Origin of the sequence: Geodermatophilus ruber (assembly GCF_900114385.1) — a bacterium.
GTDB classification, from domain to species: domain Bacteria; phylum Actinomycetota; class Actinomycetes; order Mycobacteriales; family Geodermatophilaceae; genus Geodermatophilus; species Geodermatophilus ruber.
On sequence record NZ_FOSW01000023.1, the window covers coordinates 1 to 21734 of the forward strand.

Sequence of the window (21734 nt, forward strand, 5' to 3'; positions counted from 1 at the left end):
CCGAAGTCGGCGGTCAGCGCGGTCTCCAGCACGTACTGGCGGCCGTCGAACTCGCGCAGCTCCTTGGGCTTGCTCACCTGGGCGACGGCCCCCTCGGGGGTGTAGCGCACCGGGATGCCGCCGTCGGCGACCAGCGTGCCCACCCCGGTGGGGGTGTAGAAGGCCGGGATGCCCGCGCCGCCGGCGCGCAGCCGCTCGGCCAGCGTGCCCTGCGGGGTCAGCTCCACCTCCAGCTGCCCGGACAGGTAGAGGCGGGCCAGCTCCTTGTTGCCGCCCACGAAGGAGGAGATCGTCCTGGTGATCCGCCCGGCGTAGAGCAGCACCCCCAGGGCCTGGTCGTCCACCCCGCAGTTGTTGCTGATCGTGGTCAGCCGGGAGGCGCCCTGCTCCAGCAGCGCCCCGATCAGCGCGATCGGCACCCCGCACAACCCGAACCCGCCCACCGCCAGCACCGCCCCGTCCGGGACGTCGGCCACCGCCTCACGAGCGCTGGAGACGACCTTGTCCATGCACCAACCCACCGTCTGCGTCAGGGGAGTCAGAGCAGGCTCACGCCGGCCTGCCCAACTCGCGGATGCCTTCGATCTGCACGCCGAGGGTAGCCGTGACCCTTTCGGCCGCCGCACGCTGCAGCAGCCGGGCGGGGTCGGGGTTGCGGCAGAGCACGAGGGAGGCTCCGGCGGCGAGCGGGGCGAGCAGCCAGGCGACCGGGCCGGCCTCGGCGGCGGTGCCGGCGTCGACCAGGACGCGGTCCCCGGGGCGCAGCCCCAGCCGGTCGGCGAGGCCCTGCGCGGTGCCGACCAGGTCCCCGAGGGCCAGCTCGACCCCGCCGGCGAGCAGGCCGGGATCGGCCGGGTCGGGCGGCTGGTAGGGCGCGAAGAAGTCGCCGTGCGCCCGCACCTCGAGGGCGAAGTCGCGGGCCGGGCCGGCGTAGCCGGCCATCCCCATGCCGAGCGGGTGCAGGGAGAGCCCGAGCAGCTCGGCCGGCTCCTGCTCCTCCAGGGGGGCCAGCCGGTCCTGGGCGGCGAGGACGACGTCGGCCTCGGCCAGCCGGCCGTCGTCCTCCGTGGCGGTGTCCAGCACGGCGGCACCGCAGCTCCACGCCGCGAGCAGCACCGCGGCGGTCTGCCAGTGCACCGGCAGCGCGAGGGCGACCGTGCTGCCCGGGCCGACGTCGAACTCGTCCTGGAGCAGGTTGGCGGTCTTGGCCACCCAGTTGGCCAGCGTGGTGCCCGAGAGCTCCACCCGGTCGCCGGTGGCGTCGTCGTAGTCGGTCAGCAGCGGCGCCGCGGCGTCGCGCCGCAGCGCGTCGGCGAGCAGGTCGGCGGGGGTGCGGGCCATCAGTTGATGCAGGTCGTGTCGGCGGCGGTCCGCGCGTCCTCGCCCTCCACCGGGGCGGCGGGGGCCTGCGGGGTCGTCGGCTGCCCGACCGCGTTGAAGTCCGAGCCGAGGACGAGTTGGACGGTGCCGGAGGCGGCGTCGTCGCTCTCGACCGCGGTCGCGCCGGGGATGGACGCGGCCAGCGTGGTGGCCAGGGCGTCGTCGCCTGCGGCGTACCGGATCTCGGTCCGCGTGTAGTCCGAGGAGTCGGCGTTGCCGGTACCCGAGACGGCGAATCCGGCGGTCTCCAGCGCGGCGGCGGCGCTGGCGGCCAGCCCCGGGATGCCGGAGCCGTTGTAGACCTCGACGCTGACCGCCGAGGGGGCGACCGTGGCCGGCGCGGCCGGCGCGTCGGGCTCCTCTGGCTCGGCCGAGAGCTGGGCGAAGAACTCGTGCAGCGTGTCCTCGTCCTGCAGCCGCAGGATGTAGCGGCCCTCCTCGTCCTCGTCGTCGCCGACGTAGGGGATGGTCTGGAACTCGATGCTGCCGGCGGTGACCGACTGCATCTGCGAGGCCAGGCCGAAGAGGTCCAGCGACTGGTCGACGGTCAGCGAGCCGGCGGCGGCCTCGACGAGCTGGCGCTGCTTGCCGAGGTCGAGCAGCACGTTCTCGGAGAGCATCTTGCGGATCATCCCGGCGATGAAGGTCTGCTGCCGGATGATGCGGTCGAAGTCACCGCGGGGCAGGCCGTGCCGCTGCCGGACGAAGGCCAGCGCCTGCTCGCCGCTGACCGTCTGCGGGCCGGCCGGCAGGTCGACACCGGAGTACCGGTCGCGCGCCGGGGCGCAGAGGTTGACCTCCACGCCGCCGACCACGTTGGACAGGTTGAAGAAGCCGAGCAGGTCCACCTCGGCGTAGTGGTCGATCTGCAGGCCGGTGAGGCCGCTGATCGTCCGGATCAGCAGCTGGGCCCCGGCCGCCTGGCGCTGGGTGTCGGTCGCGCCGTCCGGCGTCCCGAAGTAGCCGGCCGCGTAGGCGGCGTTGAGCTTGTCCCAGCCGTGGCCGGGGATCTCCACGTAGGAGTCCCGGGGGAAGGAGACGAACGACGCCTTCGACCCGTCGGCCGGCACGTGCACCAGGATCATCGTGTCGGTGTTCACGCCGGACTCCTCGCCGGCGCTGAGCTGGCCGAGCTGCTCCGGGCTCAGCGCGGCCCGGCTGTCGTTGCCGACCAGCAGCAGGTTCATCGCCGCGCCACCGTTGCCGGTGCCCTCGTTGCCGTCGGTCGGGATGGCGTCGGTGCGGTTGACGCTGGCGTCGGCGACCTGGCCGAGGTACCAGCCCCAGCCGCTGGCGCCCAGGACCACGAGCGCCAGGAGGGCGGCCACGGCCCGGACGGCGACGGCCGCGCCGTGACCCCGGCGCCGGCCGGTGTCGCCGGAGCGCGGTGCCCGGTCGGCGGGGTCGGGGGACGGGGTCGCCGAACGCCGTCGCGGGGTGCGGCCGGCGCCGGGGTCGAGGCGCGCCGGCAGCGGACGACGGCCGCCGGGGGCGCCGTTCTCGTTCCGCTCGGAACTCACGATCGACCTCACTCGCTGGGGAACCGGGGAGCCGGGCGCGGCAGCGCGCCGACGGGCGTGCGACGTCTGCCAGGAGGGACGTCGGCGGGCCGATGGTAGTTCCGCGCGGTGGGCCGCCGGCTTGCGCCACACGGATCCGTCCGCCCGTCCCGTCCTCCTCCGGCCCACCGAACGCAGTGGTCACACCACTCTCCGGAGTCCGTGCTCCGCATGCGGGACACTGGGGCGCACAGGTGCCGGGGTGTCCGCCCGGCGGAACGAAGGGTCGCGCGTGCGCATCTTGGTCACCGGCGGTGCCGGATTCATCGGTTCGCACTACGTCCGGACCCTGCTGACCGGCGGGTATCCGGGGTTCGAGGACGCCGAGGTCGTCGTCTTCGACAAGCTCACCTACGCGGGCAACCTGGCCAACCTCGCGCCGGTGGCCGACAACCCCCGGTACCGGTTCGTCCGCGGGGACATCTGCAACCCGGCCGACCTCGACGCGGCCCTGCCCGGGTCCGACGTGGTGGTCAACTTCGCCGCCGAGTCGCACGTCGACCGGTCCATCTCCGGGGCCGCGGACTTCGTGCTCACCAACGTGCTGGGCGCCCAGCAGGTCTTCGAGGCGGCCCTGCGGCACGGCGTCGGCCGGGTGCTGCACGTCTCCACCGACGAGGTGTACGGCTCGATCGACGACGGCTCGTGGACCGAGGACCACATCCTCGAGCCGAACTCGCCCTACTCGGCGGCCAAGGCCGGCAGCGACCTCATCGCCCGGGCCTACGCGAAGACCTACGGGCTGAACATCTCGATCACCCGGTGCAGCAACAACTACGGGCCCTACCACTTCCCCGAGAAGGTCATCCCGCTGTTCGTGACCAACCTGCTCGACGGGAAGAAGGTGCCGCTGTACGGCGAGGGCGCCAACGTCCGCGACTGGCTGTTCGTCGACGACCACTGCCGGGGCATCCAGCTGGTGGTGGAGAAGGGGCTGCCCGGTGAGTTCTACAACATCGGCGGCGGCCGGGAGCTGTCGAACAAGGAGCTGACCGAGAAGCTGCTCGAGGCCACCGGCCGCGACTGGAGCTTCGTGCAGAACATCGTCGACCCCCGGGGCGGCGGTCACGACCTGCGCTACTCGGTGGACTACTCCAAGACCGCCGCCCTCGGCTACGCGCCTCGGATGACCTTCGAGGACGGCCTGGCTCTCACCGTGCAGTGGTACCGCGACAACCGGGCCTGGTGGGAGCCGCTCAAGGCGGCCGCGGCGACCGCCCTGTCCGCGGACGTGGACGGCACCGAGGCATGAGCACCGCCTGGCTGGTGACCGGCGCCCGCGGGCAGCTGGGGCACGATCTGCTCGCCGAGCTCGGGAAGCGCCCGGACGACGCGGTGACCGCGGTCGGCCGCGCGGAGCTCGACCTGACCGACGAGGCCGCCGTCCGGACGACGGTGCGCGACTGGCTGGCCGGGGTCCGGGCCGACCGGGCCGTCCTGGTGAACGCCGCCGCCTACACCGCGGTCGACGACGCGGAGACCGATGAGGCGACCGCGCAGCGGGTCAACGGCGACGCCCCGGGCTGGCTGGCCCAGGAGATGGCCGGCGCGGGGCGGCTGGTGCACGTCTCCACCGACTACGTGTTCGACGGCGCCGCCACCGAGCCCTACACCGTCGACGCCCCGGTCGCCCCCCGCTCGGCCTACGGGCGGACGAAGGCGGCGGGGGAGCGGGCGGTCGCCGCGGCCGGCGGGGACGCGACCACGGTGCGCACTGCCTGGGTCTACGGCCAGCACGGGGGGAACTTCGTGCGCACGATGATCCGGCTGGAGGCGGAGCGGCCGACGGTCGCGGTGGTGACCGACCAGGTCGGCTCGCCCACCTGGTCGCTGGACCTCGCCCGGGGCCTGGTCGCGCTGGGCGACCGGGACGAGCCGGCGCCCCCGGTCCTGCACTACACCAACACCGGCGCGGTGAGCTGGTGGGAGTTCGCCCGGGCGGTGTTCGAGGAGCGGGGCGCGGATCCCGAGCGGGTGCTGCCGACGACCACCGAGGCCTTTCCCCGCCCGGCTCCCCGGCCGGCGTACTCGGTGCTCGACACCGGCTGCTGGACCGGCGCCGGCCTGCCCGCGCCGCGCCCCTGGCGGACGGCGCTGACCGAGGCCCTGCGCGCGTTCTGACCGCCGGTCGCCGTGACACCGGTGGCAGCGGTGCCCCGTGTGACGGATGAGGCGCCTTCCGGGGTTCGCGCAGGTCACTGTGACGAAAGAAGCCGCCGATGTTCATGGGCCGTTCGCGCGATATCACGCGCGGTGAGCGGCGCGCCTAAAGCTATTCCCTCGATCCGCCGTTGAAGCTGCGGTACGGGTCTGTCTCGCCGTGCGGCCAGGCCCTCGTCGTGCTTACGGAGGAACCTGCTCGTGCGCCGCTTACTCGGAGGCTCGTCCGCCTTCCTCGTCCTGACAGGAACCCTTCTCGTCCTGCCCGTCTACGCGGCTCCGACGCCGGAGGCCGAGCCGGTCGCACCCTCGATCGAGGCGGTCGACCTGGGTTCGGTGGACCAGCCGGAGGACGCCGCGGTGGTCACCGCCGACGGCGCCGTCGTCGACGCGGGGCCCGAGGCCGAGGTCGCGCCCCCCGCCGCGGGGCAGCCCGCACCGCCGGCGGCCACCGACGAGGTCGCCAGCTCCGGCGAGGAGATCAGCGGGGTGCCCGCGCTCACCGTCTCCCGCCCGGACGCCGAGCCGTTCTCGGCGGTCGGGGTCACCTGGGCGCAGGACGGCGCGGTGACCGCGGTGACCGTCCAGCTGCGCACCCGGAGCGAGGCGGGCCGCTGGGGCGAGTGGACCACCGTCGAGCAGGACGACGTCGAGCAGGAGGAGCCCTCCGCCTCGGCCGACGTCCGCGGCGGCACGGCGCCGGTGTGGACCGGCCCGGCGCGCGGCGTGGAGGTCATCGTCCAGGCCGCCGACGGCTCCACCCCGCGGGACGTGCAGGTCGAGCTCATCGACCCGGGCACGAGCGCGGCCGACGCCGCTCCCGGTACCCCGGAGATCACCGACCAGGCGCACGCGGCGGCCACCATGCCGCCGGTCTACTCCCGCGCCCAGTGGGGCGCCGACGAGAGCCTGATGACGTGGGGCGCCGAGTACGCGCCGACGATCAAGGCCGCGACGATCCACCACACCGCCGATGGCAACACCTACACCGCGGCCGACGTCCCCGGGATCCTGCGCTCGATGTACGCCTACCACGCGGTCAGCCGCGGGTGGGGGGACATCGGCTACAACGTGATCGTCGACAAGTTCGGCCGGGCCTGGGAGGGCCGCGCGGGCGGGCTGGCCAGCACGGTCGTCGGGGCGCACGCGGGCGGTTTCAACACCGGCACCTTCGGCGTCTCGATGCTCGGCAACTACGACCTCGTCGCCCCGCCGCAGGTGATGCTGGAGACGGTGGCCTCGGTCGTCGCCTGGAAGCTGTCGCTCTACGGCGTCGACCCGAAGGGCACCACGACGCTGACCTCGGGTGGCGGGGGCACCGCCAAGTACGCCGCCGGTGAGCAGGTCACCCTGCCCACGGTCTTCGGCCACCGCGACGTCGGCTCCACCGCCTGCCCCGGCAAGTACGCGTACAGCCGCATGGGTGACATCCGGGCGATGGTCGCGGCCAAGTGGGTCCCGGGTGGTGGGCCGGTGGCCGCGCAGAGCCTGCTGCGCAACTCGAACACCCCCGGCGGGGCGGACGTCGAGTTGATCCGCGGTGACCGCGGCGACCGGCCGCTGGCCTGCGACTGGAACGGGGACGGCGCCGAGACCGTCGGCGTCTTCCGCAAGGGCCGGTTCATCCTGTTCGACTCCAACGCCCAGGAGGCCAAGCCGGTCGCCGACTTCTGGTTCGGCAACACCGGAGACCGGCCGCTGTGCGGGGACTGGGACGGCGACGGCAAGGACAGCGTCGGCGTCTGGCGAGCCGGCTGGTTCTACCTGCGCAACGCGAACACCACCGGCCCCGCGCAGGGCGCGTTCCCCTTCGGCAACGTCAACGCCCAGCCGGTCGCGGGCAACTGGGACGGCGACCTCTTCGACACCGTCGGGGTCTACCAGGGCAACGTCTTCTACTGGACGAACACCAACCTGCGGCCGAGCGCCAGCGGCAAGGTGCCCTTCGGTGCCGGCGCCGACCGCCTCGTCACCGGGGACTGGACCGGTGCTGGACGGGACACCATCGGCGTCCACCGCAGCACCACCTTCTACCTGACCAACAGCCTCACCCGCGCGTCGACGGACGCGGCGATCCCCTACGGCGACGTCGCGGACGTGGCCCTGCTCGGGGACTGGGACGGGAACGGCATCGACACCCTGGGGGTCTCCCGTGGCTACTGAGCGGAGGACCCTGCGGCGCCAGGTCGCCGTCGCGCTGGCGAGCGTCGGGCTGGCCGGAGCGGTCACCGTGGCCGCGCCGGTTCCGGAGGCCCAGGCGGCCCTGACCGGTGAGGTGCAGTTCACCGGCCACGGGTGGGGGCACGGCCGCGGGCTGGGGCAGTGGGGCGCGTACGGGTACGCGACCCAGCACAGCTGGCCCTACACCCAGATCCTGTCCCACTACTACGGCGGGACGGTGCAGGCGCACCAGCCCGAGGGGGTCATCACCGTCCAGCTGATCGGGCAGGACAATCGCGACCTCGTGGTGACCTCGGGCCGGGACTTCACCGTGGGCGGGATCCCCGTCACCGCGGGGTCCGCGGCGCGGGTCCAGGCGCTGCCCGACGGTTCCTTCGTGCTCTCCACCAGCTACGGCTGCGCCAGCCCGACGGTGTGGACGACCACGATCCCGAACTCGCGGGTGGTCCCGTCGGTCGAGCCGGGCAACGACCTGCAGGCGATGCTCAGCCTCTGCGTCGCCACGGGCACCGTGCAGTATCGCGGGGAGCTGTCCGCGGTGTGGGCCGGCGGTGCGCAGCGCACCGTCAACAGCGTCCGGATGGAGGACTACCTGCGCGGCGTCGTGCCGCGGGAGTCGCCGGCCAGCTGGGGCGACGGCGGCGGCGGGAAGGGCATCGAGGCGCTCAAGGCGCAGGCCGTGGCGGCCCGCTCCTACGCCTGGGCCGAGGGCCGCTCCGCCTGGGCCAAGACCTGCGACACCACGTCGTGCCAGGTCTATCTGGGCGCCGGGACGAACTACGTGGCGCTGGAGGACCGGCGCACCGACGCGGCCATCGCCGCGACCGCGGGGATCGTGCTGCGCAACGGCCAGGGCGCGATCGTCCGCGCCGAGTTCAGCTCCTCGACCGGTGGCTGGAGCGCCGGGGGCACCTTCCCTGCCGTGCCCGACGCCGGGGACGCCATCTCGCCACACAAGGACTGGTCGCTGGCGGTGCCGGCCACCACGATCGCCGCCGCCTTCGGCGTGGGGACGTTGCTCGACATCCGGGTCACCAGCCGCAACGGCCTGGGCGCCGACGGCGGCCGGGTCACCCAGGTCGAGATCGTCGGCACGGCGAAGACCGTGACCGCCACCGGCTCGCAGGTCCGGACCAAGCTGGGCCTGAAGTCCGACTGGTTCAGCATTGCCGGCGCCGGTGGCCCCGGGGGTCCGGTCGGCGCGCCGGCTCCGGCACCTGTCCAGCCGGTGGTCTACCGCGGCTCGGGCAACGTGCTGGGCGCGACCGCCCAGCAGGTGGCGTTCGGCCAGCCCGGCGACGTCCCGCTGGCCTGCGACTGGAACGGCGACGGCGTGGACACGCACGGAATCTTCCGGGCCGGTGTCTTCCACATCACCGATGCGGTCGGCTCGGGACGGGCGGAGAACACGTTCGGCTTCGGCCAGGCGGGGGACCAGCCGGTGTGCGGTGACTGGGACGGCAACGGCAGCGACACCGTCGGCGTGTACCGCGCGGGCAAGGTGTTCCTGCGCAACAGCAACAGCACCGGTGTGGCCGACGGCTCGTTCGGGTTCGGCGACCGCGGCGACGTGCTCGTGGCCGGCAACTGGGACGGTGATCCGTTCGACACCGTCGGCGTCTGGCGGCGCGGTGTCTTCTACCTGACCAACAGCAACCTGGCGCCCGTGGCGAGCGCGGTGGTGCCCTACGGCGCCGCGACGGACCTGCCGACGGCCGGTGATTGGGACGGCAACGGCACCGACACGATCGGGGTCTACCGCACCGACGCCTTCTACCTGCGCAACAGCAACGGCATCGGGGCGGCCGACGCCGTGGTGCCCTTCGGTTCCTCCGGCGACCGGCCGCTGCGTGGGCACTGGACGGCCGACGGCGGCGACGTCGTGGGGGTCGCACGGGGCTACTGAGGTCCGTGGCGTGCGGGGGGCGGTGGCGACCGATGAGGTCGCGGCCGCCCCCCGCGGCGTTCGGGGCACCGCCCGGGCGCCGGGTACCGTCGATCCTCGTGTCAACTGCAGTGCCACGCTCGGACTCGCGCTCGTGGTCCCGGACCTTCGACGACCTCGCAGGTGGCTGGGCCCAGCGGCAGCTGTGGGGTCACCTCGGCTGGCAGGACATCAAGCAGCGCTACCGCCGCTCGGTGCTCGGGCCGATCTGGATCACCATCAGCATGGCGGTCACCGCCATCGCGCTGGGCATCCTCTACGCCGGGCTGTTCGGCAACGACCTGGCCGTCCAGCTGCCCTACATCCTGGTCGGCTTCATCGTCTGGGGCTTCATCAGCGGCTGCATCCTCGAGGGCGCCGACGTCTTCATCGCCAACGAGGGGCTGATCAAGCACCTGCCCTCGCCGTTGACGGTGCACGTCTACCGGCTGATCTGGCGGCAGACCCTGCTGTTCGCCCACAACATGATCGTGTACGCGGTCATGCTGGTGGTCTTCCCCCAGCCGCTGACCTGGACGGTGCTCGCCGCCCTCCCGGCGTTCGCCCTGCTGATGGCCAACGGGTCCTGGGTCGCGCTGCTGCTCGGCGTCGTGACGACCCGCTTCCGGGACCTCACGCCGATCACGCAGAGCATCGTGCAGCTGATGTTCTTCCTTACGCCGATCGTCTGGATCTACGAGGACCTGGTGAACAGCCCCAACACCGCGATCGCCGAGCGGGCGCGGCTGGCGGAGTTCAACCCGTTCCTGCACTTCGTCGAGATCATCCGGCGCCCGCTGCTGGGCGAGGACCAGCACCTGCGGCACTGGATCGTTGTCCTCGTCATCACCGTCGTCGGTTGGTCGCTGACGCTGTTCGTCATGCGCCGTTACCGGTCCCGCGTCTCGTATTGGGTGTGAACGTGTCCACCGTCCCCGCTCCCGAGGGTTCCCGTCCGGTCAGCATCACGACCAAGGACGCCTGCGTCGACTTCCCGATCTTCGACGCCAAGAGCCGGTCGCTGAAGAAGACGGTCATGGGCCTGGTCGGCGGCAACATCGCCAGCTCCAGCAAGGTGCCGATCATCGAGGCGCTGCACGACATCACGCTGCACCTCGAGCACGGCGCCCGGGTGGCGCTCGTCGGGCACAACGGCGCCGGCAAGACGACGCTGCTGCGGCTGCTGGCCGGCATCTACGAGCCCACCCGCGGCATCGCGGAGATCTCCGGCCGCGTCGCGCCGATCTTCGATCTGGGCGTCGGCATGGACCCGGAGATCTCGGGCCTGGACAACATCATGATCCGCGGCCTGTTCCTCGGCATGACCCGCAAGCAGATGGAGGCGCGGGTCGACGACATCGCCGAGTTCACCGAGCTCGGTGACTTCCTGCGGATGCCGCTGCGCACCTACTCCACCGGCATGCGGGTGCGGCTGGCACTCGGCGTGGTCACCAGCATCGACCCGGAGATCCTGCTGCTGGACGAGGGGATCGGCGCGGTGGACGCCGCGTTCCTGGAGAAGTCCAAGCAGCGGCTGGGCGACCTCGTGGAGCGGTCGGGGCTGCTGGTCTTCGCCTCGCACTCCGACGAGTTCCTGCGCGAGCTGTGCGACACCGCGATCTGGATGGAGCACGGTCGGGTCAAGCAGCAGGGCGACCTGGAAGAGGTCCTGCGGGCCTACAAGGGCCACCCGTGAGCGCCGCCGTGGCGGACGGGGACTGCATCGTCGCGGTCGTCGTCACCCGGCACCGTCGCGAGCTGCTCGGCGAGAGCCTCGCGGCCATCGCGAAGCAGTCCCGCCGCGTCGACCATCTCGTCGTGGTCGACAACGGGCCCGACCAGTCGGCCGAGGACGTGGTCCGGGAGTGCGGCCTGCCGGTCACCTACCTGCCCAGCCGGCGCAACCTCGGCGGTGCCGGCGGCTTCGCCCTGGGCATGCTGACCGCCCTGTCGCTGGGCGCCGACTGGGTCTGGTGCGCCGACGACGACGGCCGCCCGGCCGACGACACGGTCCTGGAGACGCTGCTGGCCGCCGCCCGCAGGCACGGGCTGGCCGAGGTCTCCCCGCTGGTGACCGACATGGCCGACCCCGACCGGCTGGCCTTTCCGCTCCGCCGCGGGCTGCGCTGGCGGCGGCGGCGCAGCGATTTCGCCGGGCTGGATCTGCTGCCGAACTACGCGTCGCTGTTCAACGGGGCGCTGTTCCGGGCCGACGCGCTCGACGTGGTGGGCGTCCCGGACTACCGGCTGTTCTTCCGCGGGGACGAGACGGAGATCCACCGCCGGCTGCTGCGGTCCGGGCTGCCGTTCGGCACCTGCCCGCAGGCGGCCTACGTCCACCCCGAGGGGACGACGGAGTTCGAGCCGATCCTCGGCGGGCGGCTGTCGGCGCAGTACCCGGCCAACGAGGTGAAGCGTTTCTTCACCTACCGCAACCGCGGCTACCTGATGGCGCAGCCGGGGATGCGCTGGCTGCGCCCGCTGGAGACGCTGCGCTTCGGCTGGTTCTTCCTCGTCCACCGCCGCGACCCGGGTGCCTGGCGCGAATGGCTGCGCCTCACCCGGGCCGGGCGGCGGGAGCGGTTCACTCGCCCCTGAGCTCCCCGCTGAAGGCCTTCTCCCAGCTCTCCGGGGCGGTGAGCTGCTGCAGGTGCTCGCGGTACTGCTTCTTGAGCTTCGGGAACTCCCGGAGCAGCCGCACGTGCATCCGCAGCGAGTGGTTGAGCATCTTCCAGAAGGTGTCCTGTTCGCGGCGGCGGAAGGTCACCCCGCGCCCGTCGGCGGTGCCGACCGTGGCGCTGTCGAGCCGGGAGAGCAGGAACCAGCGCGCGTCCTGGGCGCTGATGTTCATCTCCGGGCGCTCGGCCGCCTCCGGCTTCGGCCGCCGCAGGTTGTGCACCAGCGCCGCGGCCAGGGTGCGGCCGATGGTCAGCGGCGTCGTCGGCGGCTTCATGAACCGCTCGGCCTTGATCGCCCCCATCGACGGCAGCGGCAGGTCCGAGGATGACCCGATGACCTGGCCGTCGGGGTAGTCGCCCTGGTGCTCCAGCGCCGTCGGCAGGGCCGTGGGCAGGATCGGGAACAGCTTCTCCGGCCCGGCGAGGAAGTCGTCGTAGGCCCGGTGGTGCAGCGCGGCCGTGGCGTACTGGAGCATGATCAGGAACTTCAGGTCGAACTTGAAGGTGTCCAGCAGCAGCCGGCCGCCCCGCTTGTGGGGCGTGTGCAGCGCCGCTGCGACCAGCCGGTTACGGGTGTGGAAGTAGGCCTGCCAGCCGGCGGTGTCGTCCTTGTCGCTCCACGACAGGTGCCAGACGGCGACGCCGGGCAGGGTCGCGGTCGGAAAGCCCTGCTCGCCGGCGCGGATGCCGTACTCGGCGTCGTCCCACTTGATGAACAGCGGCAGCGCCAGACCCAGCTGCTCGACCGCCTGCCGCGGGATGAGGCACATCCACCAGCCGGTGTAGTCGACGTCGATGCGCCGGTGCAGGTCCGGCGACTCGCGCAGGCTGTCCTCGGCGAAGTCGTGCGCGTACTCGGTGTTCGGCGCGGCCCGCCAGAAGAACTTGTCGCGGGCCACGACCTCGCCCATGGTGTGCAGCACCGAGCGGTCCTGCAGGGCCAACATCTGGCCGCCGACCAGCATCGGCACCTTGGTGAAGCGGGCGAAGGCGTAGGCCCGGGCGATGCTGTCGGGCTCGAGTTGGACGTCGTCGTCGAGCAGGATGTGATGCGTCGCGTCGGTGTTCTTGAGCATCTCGTACATCGTGCGCGAGAAGCCGCCGCTGCCGCCGAGGTTGGGCTGCTCGACCAGCAGCAGCTTGTCGCCCAGGGCGCCGGATGCCGCACCGAAGCCGGCACCGTCGCGGACCTTCTTGTTGCCCTGGTCGGCGACGATGACCTTCGAGATGAGCTGCTCGACCACCGGGTCGTCGGCGAGGGCGGACAGCGCGGCGACGCAGTCGCCGGGCCGGTTGAAGGTGCAGATGCCGATCGACAGCCGGGTGTCGTGCTCGGGCGCCTGCGCCGCCCACCAGGCCGCCTCGTGGACGACCAGCGGGGCGTCGTCGGCGGTGACGTCGAACCAGTACCAGCCGCCGTCCTCGAACGGGGTGAGGTCGAGCTCGAACTCCAGCACCCGCTCGTCGCCGGAGGTGGTGGCGCCGGTGACGTGGATGATGCTGCCGTCGGCCTTGGACCGGTACACGTCCACCCGGCCGGGGCCGGAGACCCGCATGCCGAGCACGACGGACCGGAGCACCGTCCAGCGCCGCCAGTAGCTGGCGGGGAAGGCGTTGAAGTAGGTGGCGAAGGAGACCTCGTTGCCGGCGGCGACGCTGGCCTCGGACCGGGTGCGGGCCTTGACCCGCCTGGTGCCGGCGGCGCTCTCGTCGACGTAGAGCGAGCGGACCTTCAGCGGGTCGCCGGAGCGGGGCAGGATGACCCGCTGCAGCAGGGTCACCGCCTTGGCGGTGGCGAGCTCGGCCGCCGAGGCGTCGGCGACGCGTTCCGGGGACATGGGGGAGTCGGTCGTGGTCATCGGTGCGTAGTCCTCGCGGTCAGTCGTCGAGGCGGCCGTCGAGCGACTCGCCCTGGTCGAAGAAGGGCCGGATCCGGTTGTCGAACATGCTCAGGGCCGAACCGATGGCCATGTGCATGTCGAGGTACTTGTAGGTGCCCAGACGGCCGCCGAAGAGCACGCGCTTCTCCGCGGCCTCCTTCGTGGCCAGCTCCCGGTAACGCTCCAGCTTGGCGCGGTCCTCGGGGGTGTTGATCGGGTAGTACGGCTCGTCGCCGCTCTCCGCGAAGCGGGAGTACTCGCGCACGACGACGGTCTTGTCCTCGGGGTACTTGCGCTCGGGGTGGAAGTGCCGGAACTCGTGGATCCGGGTGAACGGCACGTCCTCGTCGGCGTAGTTCATCACCGAGGTGCCCTGGAAGTCGCCGATCGGCAGGACCTCGGTCTCGAAGTCGAGGGTGCGCCAGCCCAGCTCGCCGGCCTCGTAGCCGAAGTACTTGTCGATCGGGCCGGTGAAGACCGTCGGCACGTCGGCCGGCAGCTCGTCGCGCACGTCGAAGTAGTCGGTGTTCAGCCGCACCTCGATGTTCGGGTGGTCGGCCATCCGGGACAGCCACGCGGTGTAGCCATCGACCGGGAGGCCCTCCCAGGTGTCGTTGAAGTAGCGGTTGTCGAACGTGTACCGCACCGGGAGCCGGGCGATGACCGCCGCGGGCAGCTCGGTGGGGTCGGTCTGCCACTGCTTCTTGGTGTAGCCGCGGATGAACGCCTCGTAGAGCGGGCGACCGATCAGCGAGATCGCCTTCTCCTCGAGGTTGGCCGCCTCGGCGGTGTCGATCTCGCCGGCCTGCTCGGCGACCAGCGCGCGGGCCTCCTCCGGGGAGAAGCTCTTGCCGAAGTACTGGCAGATCGTGGCCAGGTTGATCGGCAGCGAGTAGGTCTTGTCCTGATAGATGGAGAAGACCCGGTGCTGGTAGTTCGTGAACTCGGTGAACTGGTTCACGTAGTTCCAGACCCGCTCGTTGGAGGTGTGGAACAGGTGCGCGCCGTACACGTGCACCTCGATGCCGGTCTCGGGCTCGGGCGCGGAGTAGGCGTTGCCACCGATGTGGTCGCGGCGGTCGAGGACGAGCACGCGCTTGTCCAGCTGACTTGCCACCCGCTCGGCGACGGTCAGTCCGAAGAAGCCGGAGCCCACGACGACGAGGTCAGGTCTGGCTGAAGTCACGCCTGGCGACGATACCGTCCTGTGACCAACCGGCCCGTCTCCGTGCGATCCCCGGCGTGGGGCGACCGCGCTGTGGCCTGGGCCCGAGGTTGTGCACTCATCGTGGTCCGGCCGCCGGTCGAGACCACGACGAGTGCACGAGCGGTCAGACGGTCAGCGCTGCGGCGATGCGGGCCAGCAGTTGCTCCGGCCGGTAGAGGTCTGCAGCCGTCACGAAGACCACCCGCCACCCGGCTGCCTGCAGGCGATTGAGCCGCTGCCGGTCGCGAGCGAACTGTCCGGGTTCGGCATGCCAGAGCCCGTCGTACTCGACCGCCACCTTCCGGTCGGGCCACGCGAAGTCGACCCGGCCGACGAAGCCGCGCTCGTTCCGGACCACGAACTGCGCCAGGGGCCGTGGAAGTCCGCCGCGAAGCATGAGCAGGCGCACTCGCGTCTCCTGCGGTGACTGCGCCAGCCCGTCGGCGAGGTCGCACGCGGTCCGCGCGCGGGTGGAGCCGGCGCCCGCCGTGGAGGCTGCGAGCGCGCGGACGACGTCCAGATCCACCACGGCGGAGGCCACCATCCGATCGACGGCCATGACCGCCTCCTCCGTCACCGGATGGGATGCCACGGCGACCGCCGTGGCGGCGGGGCTGGTCACGCGGACACCTCGGCGTCTGCAGACCTCTTCGGGGGGCAACCGCGCCCGACGCACGCGCAGCCCGCGCACCCTCACCGGGTTCGTCCCCGGCGGCACGGTGAGCTCCACGTCGTCGGTCACGTCGGCGAGGTCGACACCCCAGAGGACGGCGGCGCTGCGTCCGGAGACGACGGCGCCAGGGAGCAGGACTCCGGCCGCCGCGCACGTGCGCAGCGCATGTGTGAACGGCACGTCGCGGTGCACGTAGACGTCGGGGTACAGGCGGTGCCAGGACGCCCCGCGCAGCCGGTTGGGCGTGAGCAACCCGGTCGCGACGGCCCACGAGCCGCGGAAGACCCTGCCCTTCAGGGACTCGGGGACCAGCGGGGCCGTGGGCACCGGGGCACGGTGCCGCAACGCGCGCCGGCCGTGTGCCGGCTGTCCACAGGGCTCGTGGTTGTGCACTCATCGTGGTCCGGCAGCCGGTCGAGACCACGACGAGTGTACGAGCAGTACAGCCAGCCCGAGCCCGTCGCCCGGATCCGTCGCTGCGCGGGGGCGCCTAGGGTTGGCCCGTGCGGAACGATTCGGTGACGATGCCGCTACGGGTGGTTGCCGTGACCTACTCGCCCGGCGAGGCCCTCGACGGCTTCCTCGACTCGCTCGCCACGGCGACGACCCGCCCGGTCGAGGTGGTCCTCGCCGACAACGGGTCCACCGACGGCGCTCCCGAGCGGGCCGCCGCCCGCCATCCGCACGTCCGGCTGCTGCGAACCGGTGGCAACATCGGCTACGGCGCCGCCGCCAACGCCGGCCTGGCCGGGCTGACCGAGGGCTACGCGCTGGTCGCCAATCCCGACGTCCGCTTCGAGCCCGGCTCGATCGACGAGCTGCTGGCCGTGGCCCAGCGGTGGCCGCGCGCGGCGACCGTCGGGCCGGTGATCCGGACGCCGGAGGGGGAGCTCTACCCCTCGGCGCGCGACCTGCCGCGGCTGTCGACCGGGGTGGGGCACGCGCTGCTGGGCTGGGTGTGGCCGGCCAACCCGTGGACGGCCCGGTACCGCCGCGAGCGCGAGGAGCCGCGGGAGCGCACGGCCGGCTGGCTGTCGGGCTCCTGCTTCCTGGTCGATCTGGCGGCGTTCTGGTCGGTCGGCGGCTTCGACCCGGGCTACTTCATGTACTTCGAGGACGTCGACCTCGGCGAGCGGCTGGGCCGGCGCGGCTGGCTGCACGTCTACGCGCCCTCGGCCGTGGTGGTGCACGAGGGCGGGCACGCCACCCGCCGGGAGCCGCACCGCATGCAGCGGGTGCACCACACCAGCGCGCTGCGCTACCTGGCCGGCCAGTACCCGCGCCGCCGGCACGCCCCGCTGCGGGGGGCGCTGCGCGGTGGGCTGGGCGCCCGGATGCTGATCTCCTACGTCAACGGCCGGGTGGCCGCCGGCGCCCGCTTCCAGCGGCGGGCCGAGGACGTGGGCCGCTCGCGGACGAAGGGCTGAGATGCGCCACGCGGTGATCATGGCCGGCGGCTCCGGCACGCGGCTGTGGCCGCTGTCCCGCGCCGCCCGCCCCAAGCAGCTGCTCGACGTCGTCGCCGACGAGGGTGGCGGGGCGCACAGCCTGCTGACGGAGGCCTTCGAGCGGCTGCGCGCGGTGCTGCCGATCGAGCGGATCTGGGTCTGCACCGCGGCCCGCTACGGGGAGCAGGTGCGCGCGGCCCTGCCCGAGCTGGGCGCGGACCGGCTGATCCTCGAGCCGACGGCCCGCGACACCGCCAACGCCGTCGGGCTGGCCGCCGCGCTGGTGGCCGATGTCGACCCGGACGCCGAGCTCGCGGTGGTGAGCGCCGACCACGTCATCCGCCCGGTCGAGCGGTTCGTCGCGGCGCTGGGCACCGCCTACGACGTCCTGGCGGTGCGGCCGCACGCGCTGGTCACCCTCGGCATCACCCCGACCGCGCCGGCCACCGGGTTCGGGTACGTGCAGCGCGGCGCGCCCGCCGAGGTGCCCGGTGCCGCCGAGGCCGCCTCGTTCCAGGAGAAGCCCGACCGCGCGACCGCCGAGGCCTACCTCGCCTCGGGGGAGTACCTCTGGAACTCGGGCATGTTCGTGTGGCGCGCGCAGACGGTGCTGCACGCGCTGGCCGAGCACCTGCCGGAGTCCGCCGCCGGGCTGAAGCGGGTGGTGGCCGTTCCGGCCGGTCCGGAGCGGGACGCCGTCCTGGCCGAGGTCTTCCCGTCGCTGCCGAAGATCAGCGTCGACTACGCGGTGCTGGAGCCGGCGGCCGCGGAGCCGGGCCGGGTGCTGGTGGTCGATCTCGACGTCGACTGGCTCGACGTGGGCTCGTGGCCGGCGCTGGCCGGCACGCTGGAGGGCGACGGCGCGGGGAACGCGCTGCGCGGGCTCACGGTGCTCCTCGACAGCGCGCGCAACGTGGTGCTCAGTGACGACCCCGAGCACCTCGTGGCGCTGGTGGGCGTGCGGGACAGCGTGGTGGTGCACACCGCCGACGTGACGCTGGTCTGCCCGATCGGGGATGCGGAGCGGGTCAAGCAGCTGCTCGCGGAGGTCGAGCGGCGGCACGGGTCCCGCTTCTCCTGATGCGGCCGGGCGCCCAGAGGGGGCGGTGGGACTCGAGTAACTGGGCGTGACACTCCGGTGACGGTTCTCCGGAGTGTCGCCGGGAGCGGACGGGTTCGTCCCGCATCATCGACGGGTGAATGCGGCGGGGCGTGGACACCGGCTGGCCTCGCTCGACGGCCTGCGCGGGCTGGCCGCACTCGTCGTGGTGGTGCACCACTGCGCGCTGACCCTGCCGTCGCTGGCCGCGCAGTTCCTCGGGCCGAACTCCACCTCGCCCGCGTGGTGGCTGACCTACACCCCTGCGTACCTGGCCTGGGCAGGGCGCGAGGCCGTCCTCGTCTTCTTCGTGCTCAGCGGGCTGGTGCTCGCGCTGCCCCGTCTGTCGGGCGGCCGGTCCGGCGGCTGGTCGCGCTACTACCGGAAGCGGATGGTCCGGCTCTACGTGCCGGTGCTGGCGGCGGTGGCGTTCACCGGGATCGTGCTGGCACTGGTGCCGCGGACTCCGGGCGCCGGGTGGAGCTGGTGGATGCTGGCGCACACTGCGCCGCTCGGCCCGGTCGACCTCGCCCACGACGCCGTCCTGGTGGCCGGCACGGGGTGGGCCAACTCGGCGCTGTGGTCGCTGAAGTACGAGGTGCTGTTCTCCCTGCTGCTGCCGGTCTTCGTGCTCGTCGCCCGCCGGGTGGTCCTTCCGCTGTGGGTGTCGGTGCCCGTCGTCCTGGCCGGGATCGGCTGGGCGGCGTCGGCCGGGTACGAGCTGGTGAGCTACCTGGCCGTGTTCGGGGTCGGGGTGCTGCTCGCCCAGCAGCTGGGCACCTTGTCCCGGTGGGCCGCGTGGATCGACGGCCTGCGCACGAGGGGCGTGGCCTGGGCCGGCCTGCTGATCCTGGCGCTGACCATGCTGCTCGGCGAGGTGTGGGCCCGCCTGGCGACGCCGGATCCGTTCCACTGGTGGCTCCTCGGCCGCCCCGCAGCGGTCCTCGGTGCGGGGCTGCTGGTCGTCTGCTGCCTGCACGCACCGGGGCCGCGGCGGCTGCTGAGCGCCCGCCCGCTGCAGTGGCTGGGGACGGTCTCCTTCGCGCTGTACCTGGTGCACGAGCCGATCGTGGTGTCGGTCGCGACGGTGACCGGGCCGACGAAGGTCGGCGTGCTGGTCACCCTGGTCGCCGGGACGGCGCTGAGCCTGGGGGCCGCGGTGCTGTTCCACCGCGCGGTCGAGCGGCCCAGCATGCGGCTGGCCGACCGGCTCGGCCGCTCCACGCGCCCCGCCGCGCCGGCCCCGGTGCCGCCGCGCCCCGCCGCGACCGACACGGTGCTGCTCGGCCTCCGGACGCGCCCGGCCGTCCCGCCCACCCGCGTGCCCGCCCGCGCCGGGCGCTCCGCCTGACCTCGAACCCTGGACCACGGAGAAGCCAACCATGACGGTGACGTATGACTCGATCGCTCTGCGTGGGGGCGAGTCGTTGCGGGCGGGCCTAACATCCGAGGGGATGGACTCGCTGCGCAGGCAGACGGCCGACGCTCCGAATCCGGCGGCGCCGTCCTGGGACGACACCGTCGTGATCGTGCGCGTCTACAACGAGGCGCCAGTGGTCGGCGGCGTCATTGCCGAGCTCGTCGCCGCCGGGCTCTCAGTCATCGCCGTGGACGATGCCAGCACCGACGGGTCGGCCGAGGAGATCGACAAGGCCGGCGCTTTCCGGGTGAGCCACCCGATCAACCTGGGCGCCGGCGGCGCGCTGCAGACCGGCTTCGAGGCCGCGCTGCTGCTCACCGACGCCCGCTACATCGCCTGCTTCGACGCCGACGGCCAGCACCAGCTGCCCGACCTGCTCGGCATGATCGAGAAGATCCGCGAGGGCTACGACGTCGTCATGGGGTCGCGGTTCCTCGAGGGCGACGGCCCCACGCAGATGAGCTGGCTGCGGCGGGTCATCCTGCGCACGGCCGCCAAGCTGCTCAACCGCGGCGGGGGCACCCGGCTGACCGACGCGCACAACGGGCTGCGGATCGTCGCCCGGCACGTGGCCGCCGACATCCGGCTCTCGCACGCCGGCATGGCCTACGCCTCGGAGCTGGAGCGGCACCTCACCCGGCCCGAGTACAAGATCGTCGAGCACCCTGTGCACATCCTGTACACCGACTACTCGCGGTCCAAGGGCCAGCCGCTGCTCAACAGCATCAACATCCTGACCGAGGTGGCCGCGCACCGGGTCACGAACTGGGGACGCAAGTGATCATCCAGCTGCTGCTCATCCCGGCGCTCGTCCTCGCCGTGGTGAGCTCGTTGCGCTCCCGGACGTCGCTGCGCGGGCAGGCCCGGCGCAAGATCCTCGCCGTCCTCACCGTCGTCGCCGGCGTGCTCGCGGTGATGTTCCCCAACACGCTGCAGGCGCTGGCCGACTGGACCGGCGTCACCCGCGGCACCGACCTGCTGCTCTACGCCCTCGCGCTGGTGATCATCTACCTGGTGGGCAGCACGAGCGTGCGGTTCCGCGAGCAGGAGGCCCGGATCGTGCTGCTAGCCCGCCAGGTCGCGCTCGCCGACGCCGCGCTGCGGCACGTCGAGGCGATGCAGGCCCGCTCACAGCAGGCGGCGGACCAGGCTCCAGTAGCCGCTCATCGCGGCGTTGAGGGCACCGCCGCCGCGCGGTAGCGGCAGCACCGACTGGTCGAAGCGCGCCGTCAGCAGGCCGGCCAGCTCGCGGTCGCGCTTCGTGCGCACCCGCTGCACCGCCCGCCGGTGCGCGCTCAGCCAGCGGCACTCCTTCACCAGCCACCGGTAGCCGCGCAACTTGGCCGGCAGCCAGCCGTTGAGCACGGCGACGGCCAGCATCGCGGCCTCGAAGGCGAGCAGCGCGGGGGAGAGCAGCAGCAGCGTGCGTGCCTCGTAGAGGCTGAGCACCATGGCCAGCCGGTTGCGCTCGAGCAGGTAGAACTTCGCCTTGTTGCGGCTGAACTCGTAGTGGTGCGCGACGACCGCCGTCGGCACGTAGACCACCTGCCAGCCCTGCTGCCAGGAGCGCAGCGACAGGTCGGCGTCCTCGCAGTAGGCGAAGAACTCCTCGGTGAACCCGCCCAGCGCCGCCCACACCTCGCGGCGGACGACGATGGCTGCGCCGGTGGCGCTGGCGATCCGCTGCTCGGCGGGGAAGTCCGTGGCCGGCTCGCCGAGGTGGCCGGCCCAGGACAGGCCGAGGACGTGCACCGGGTTGCCGGCGGAGTTCAGCAACTCCGGGGTCTCCGCCAGGCGCAGGCTGGCCGAGGCGATGCCGACCTCCGGACGGGCGGCGACCTTGGCCAGCTCGGCGAGCGCGTCGGGCTCGACGAGCGCGTCGGAGTTGATGAAGGCGAGGAACTCGGTCGTCGCCGCGGTGGCGCCGAGGTTGCAGCCGCCGGTGAAGCCGGTGTTGCTGCCGGGCTCGAGCAGGGTGACGCCGGGGCGGTCGCGCAGCGGCTCGAGCGAGGGGCTGGTGCAGCCGTTGTCGACGACGACCACGTGCACGGAGACCCCGGTCGAGGCGAGGAGCCGGTCGACGACGTCGTGGATGTAGGGCTGCTCGCCGTAGGCGAGCACCACC

General features: G+C 72.7%; 19 protein-coding genes. 12 read left to right on the forward strand and 7 right to left on the reverse strand.

The annotated features are described in order from the left end of the window. The 3 genes from BMZ50_RS23075 to BMZ50_RS23085 form a co-directional block, all read right to left on the reverse strand. On the reverse strand, positions 1-509 hold a 509-nt coding region (locus BMZ50_RS23075), incomplete at its 3' end, for a CoA transferase subunit A (RefSeq protein ID WP_143087266.1). A 40-nt stretch (positions 510-549) separates the two neighbouring features. Then, the gene (locus BMZ50_RS23080; protein WP_091329952.1) at positions 550-1341 is read right to left on the reverse strand and encodes a TIGR03089 family protein; all 792 of its coding nucleotides are present in this window, start codon (positions 1339-1341) and stop codon (positions 550-552) included. After that, complete coding sequence (locus BMZ50_RS23085) at positions 1341-2900, reverse strand: LCP family protein (protein ID WP_091329954.1); 1560 nt, start codon at positions 2898-2900, stop codon at positions 1341-1343. Before BMZ50_RS23085 ends, BMZ50_RS23080 begins: the two co-directional genes overlap by 1 nt. Before the next feature lie 271 nt (positions 2901-3171). Between BMZ50_RS23085 and rfbB the strand changes: the two genes are divergently transcribed. The 7 genes from rfbB (at position 3172) to glfT1 (ending at position 11802) form a co-directional block, all read left to right on the forward strand. Further along, positions 3172-4191 carry a dTDP-glucose 4,6-dehydratase gene (gene rfbB, locus BMZ50_RS23090; RefSeq protein WP_091329956.1) on the forward strand — a complete coding sequence of 340 codons (1020 nt, stop codon included), beginning with the start codon at positions 3172-3174 and terminating at the stop codon, positions 4189-4191. Further along, on the forward strand, positions 4188-5060 hold the full coding sequence (gene rfbD / locus BMZ50_RS23095; protein WP_091329958.1) for a dTDP-4-dehydrorhamnose reductase: 873 nt from the start codon (positions 4188-4190) through the stop codon (positions 5058-5060). The genes rfbB and rfbD overlap by 4 nt, the downstream gene beginning before the upstream one ends. A 240-nt stretch (positions 5061-5300) precedes the next feature. Continuing rightward, positions 5301-7262, forward strand: a complete 1962-nt coding sequence (locus BMZ50_RS23100; protein ID WP_091329960.1) for an N-acetylmuramoyl-L-alanine amidase — start codon at positions 5301-5303, stop codon at positions 7260-7262. Then, entirely contained in the window at positions 7252-9186 is a 1935-nt protein-coding gene (locus BMZ50_RS23105; RefSeq protein ID WP_091329962.1) for a SpoIID/LytB domain-containing protein, read from the forward strand. Before BMZ50_RS23100 ends, BMZ50_RS23105 begins: the two co-directional genes overlap by 11 nt. Positions 9187-9284: 98 nt before the next feature. Continuing rightward, positions 9285-10124 (forward strand): galactan export ABC transporter permease subunit Wzm/RfbD, encoded by an 840-nt coding sequence (wzm, locus tag BMZ50_RS23110; RefSeq protein ID WP_245753825.1) that lies wholly within the window; start codon positions 9285-9287, stop codon positions 10122-10124. 2 nt (positions 10125-10126) lie between these two features. After that, a complete protein-coding gene (gene wzt / locus BMZ50_RS23115) occupies positions 10127-10900 on the forward strand; it encodes a galactan export ABC transporter ATP-binding subunit Wzt/RfbE (protein ID WP_091329967.1) in 774 nt (257 codons plus the stop codon). After that, entirely contained in the window at positions 10897-11802 is a 906-nt protein-coding gene (gene glfT1 / locus BMZ50_RS23120; protein WP_091329969.1) for a galactofuranosyltransferase GlfT1, read from the forward strand. Before wzt ends, glfT1 begins: the two co-directional genes overlap by 4 nt. Here glfT1 and BMZ50_RS23125 read toward each other — a convergent pair. The 3 genes from BMZ50_RS23125 to BMZ50_RS23135 form a co-directional block, all read right to left on the reverse strand. Next, positions 11789-13741 carry a glycosyltransferase gene (locus BMZ50_RS23125; RefSeq protein ID WP_218146401.1) on the reverse strand — a complete coding sequence of 651 codons (1953 nt, stop codon included), beginning with the start codon at positions 13739-13741 and terminating at the stop codon, positions 11789-11791. The genes glfT1 and BMZ50_RS23125 overlap by 14 nt on opposite strands. A gap of 19 nt (positions 13742-13760) precedes the next feature. Continuing rightward, positions 13761-14948: a UDP-galactopyranose mutase gene (gene glf, locus BMZ50_RS23130; RefSeq protein ID WP_091329970.1), complete on the reverse strand. Its 1188-nt coding sequence runs from the start codon at positions 14946-14948 to the stop codon at positions 13761-13763. Between the two features lie 145 nt (positions 14949-15093). After that, positions 15094-15969, reverse strand: coding sequence for an endonuclease domain-containing protein (locus BMZ50_RS23135; RefSeq protein WP_091329972.1), 876 nt, complete (start codon positions 15967-15969; stop codon positions 15094-15096). Between the two features lie 176 nt (positions 15970-16145). On the opposite strand from BMZ50_RS23135, the gene BMZ50_RS23140 reads away from it, so the two are divergent. The 5 genes from BMZ50_RS23140 to BMZ50_RS23160 all read left to right on the forward strand — a co-directional run bounded on the left by BMZ50_RS23140 (position 16146) and on the right by BMZ50_RS23160 (position 20809). Next, complete coding sequence (locus BMZ50_RS23140; RefSeq protein WP_281245459.1) at positions 16146-17069, forward strand: glycosyltransferase family 2 protein; 924 nt, start codon at positions 16146-16148, stop codon at positions 17067-17069. Position 17070: 1 nt separating this feature from the next. Beyond that, positions 17071-18171, forward strand: coding sequence for a mannose-1-phosphate guanylyltransferase (locus tag BMZ50_RS23145; RefSeq protein WP_091329977.1), 1101 nt, complete (start codon positions 17071-17073; stop codon positions 18169-18171). 115 nt (positions 18172-18286) lie between these two features. Further along, complete coding sequence (locus BMZ50_RS23150) at positions 18287-19540, forward strand: acyltransferase family protein (RefSeq protein WP_177212956.1); 1254 nt, start codon at positions 18287-18289, stop codon at positions 19538-19540. Positions 19541-19571: 31 nt separating this feature from the next. Beyond that, on the forward strand, positions 19572-20390 hold the full coding sequence (locus BMZ50_RS23155) for a glycosyltransferase family 2 protein (RefSeq protein ID WP_218146402.1): 819 nt from the start codon (positions 19572-19574) through the stop codon (positions 20388-20390). Next, entirely contained in the window at positions 20387-20809 is a 423-nt protein-coding gene (locus BMZ50_RS23160) for a DUF2304 domain-containing protein (RefSeq protein WP_177212957.1), read from the forward strand. The genes BMZ50_RS23155 and BMZ50_RS23160 overlap by 4 nt, the downstream gene beginning before the upstream one ends. Here the strand turns inward: BMZ50_RS23160 and BMZ50_RS24605 are convergent. Beyond that, complete coding sequence (locus tag BMZ50_RS24605) at positions 20738-21733, reverse strand: glycosyltransferase family 2 protein (protein ID WP_218146403.1); 996 nt, start codon at positions 21731-21733, stop codon at positions 20738-20740. The genes BMZ50_RS23160 and BMZ50_RS24605 overlap by 72 nt on opposite strands. Between the last annotated feature and the right edge of the window lies 1 nt (position 21734).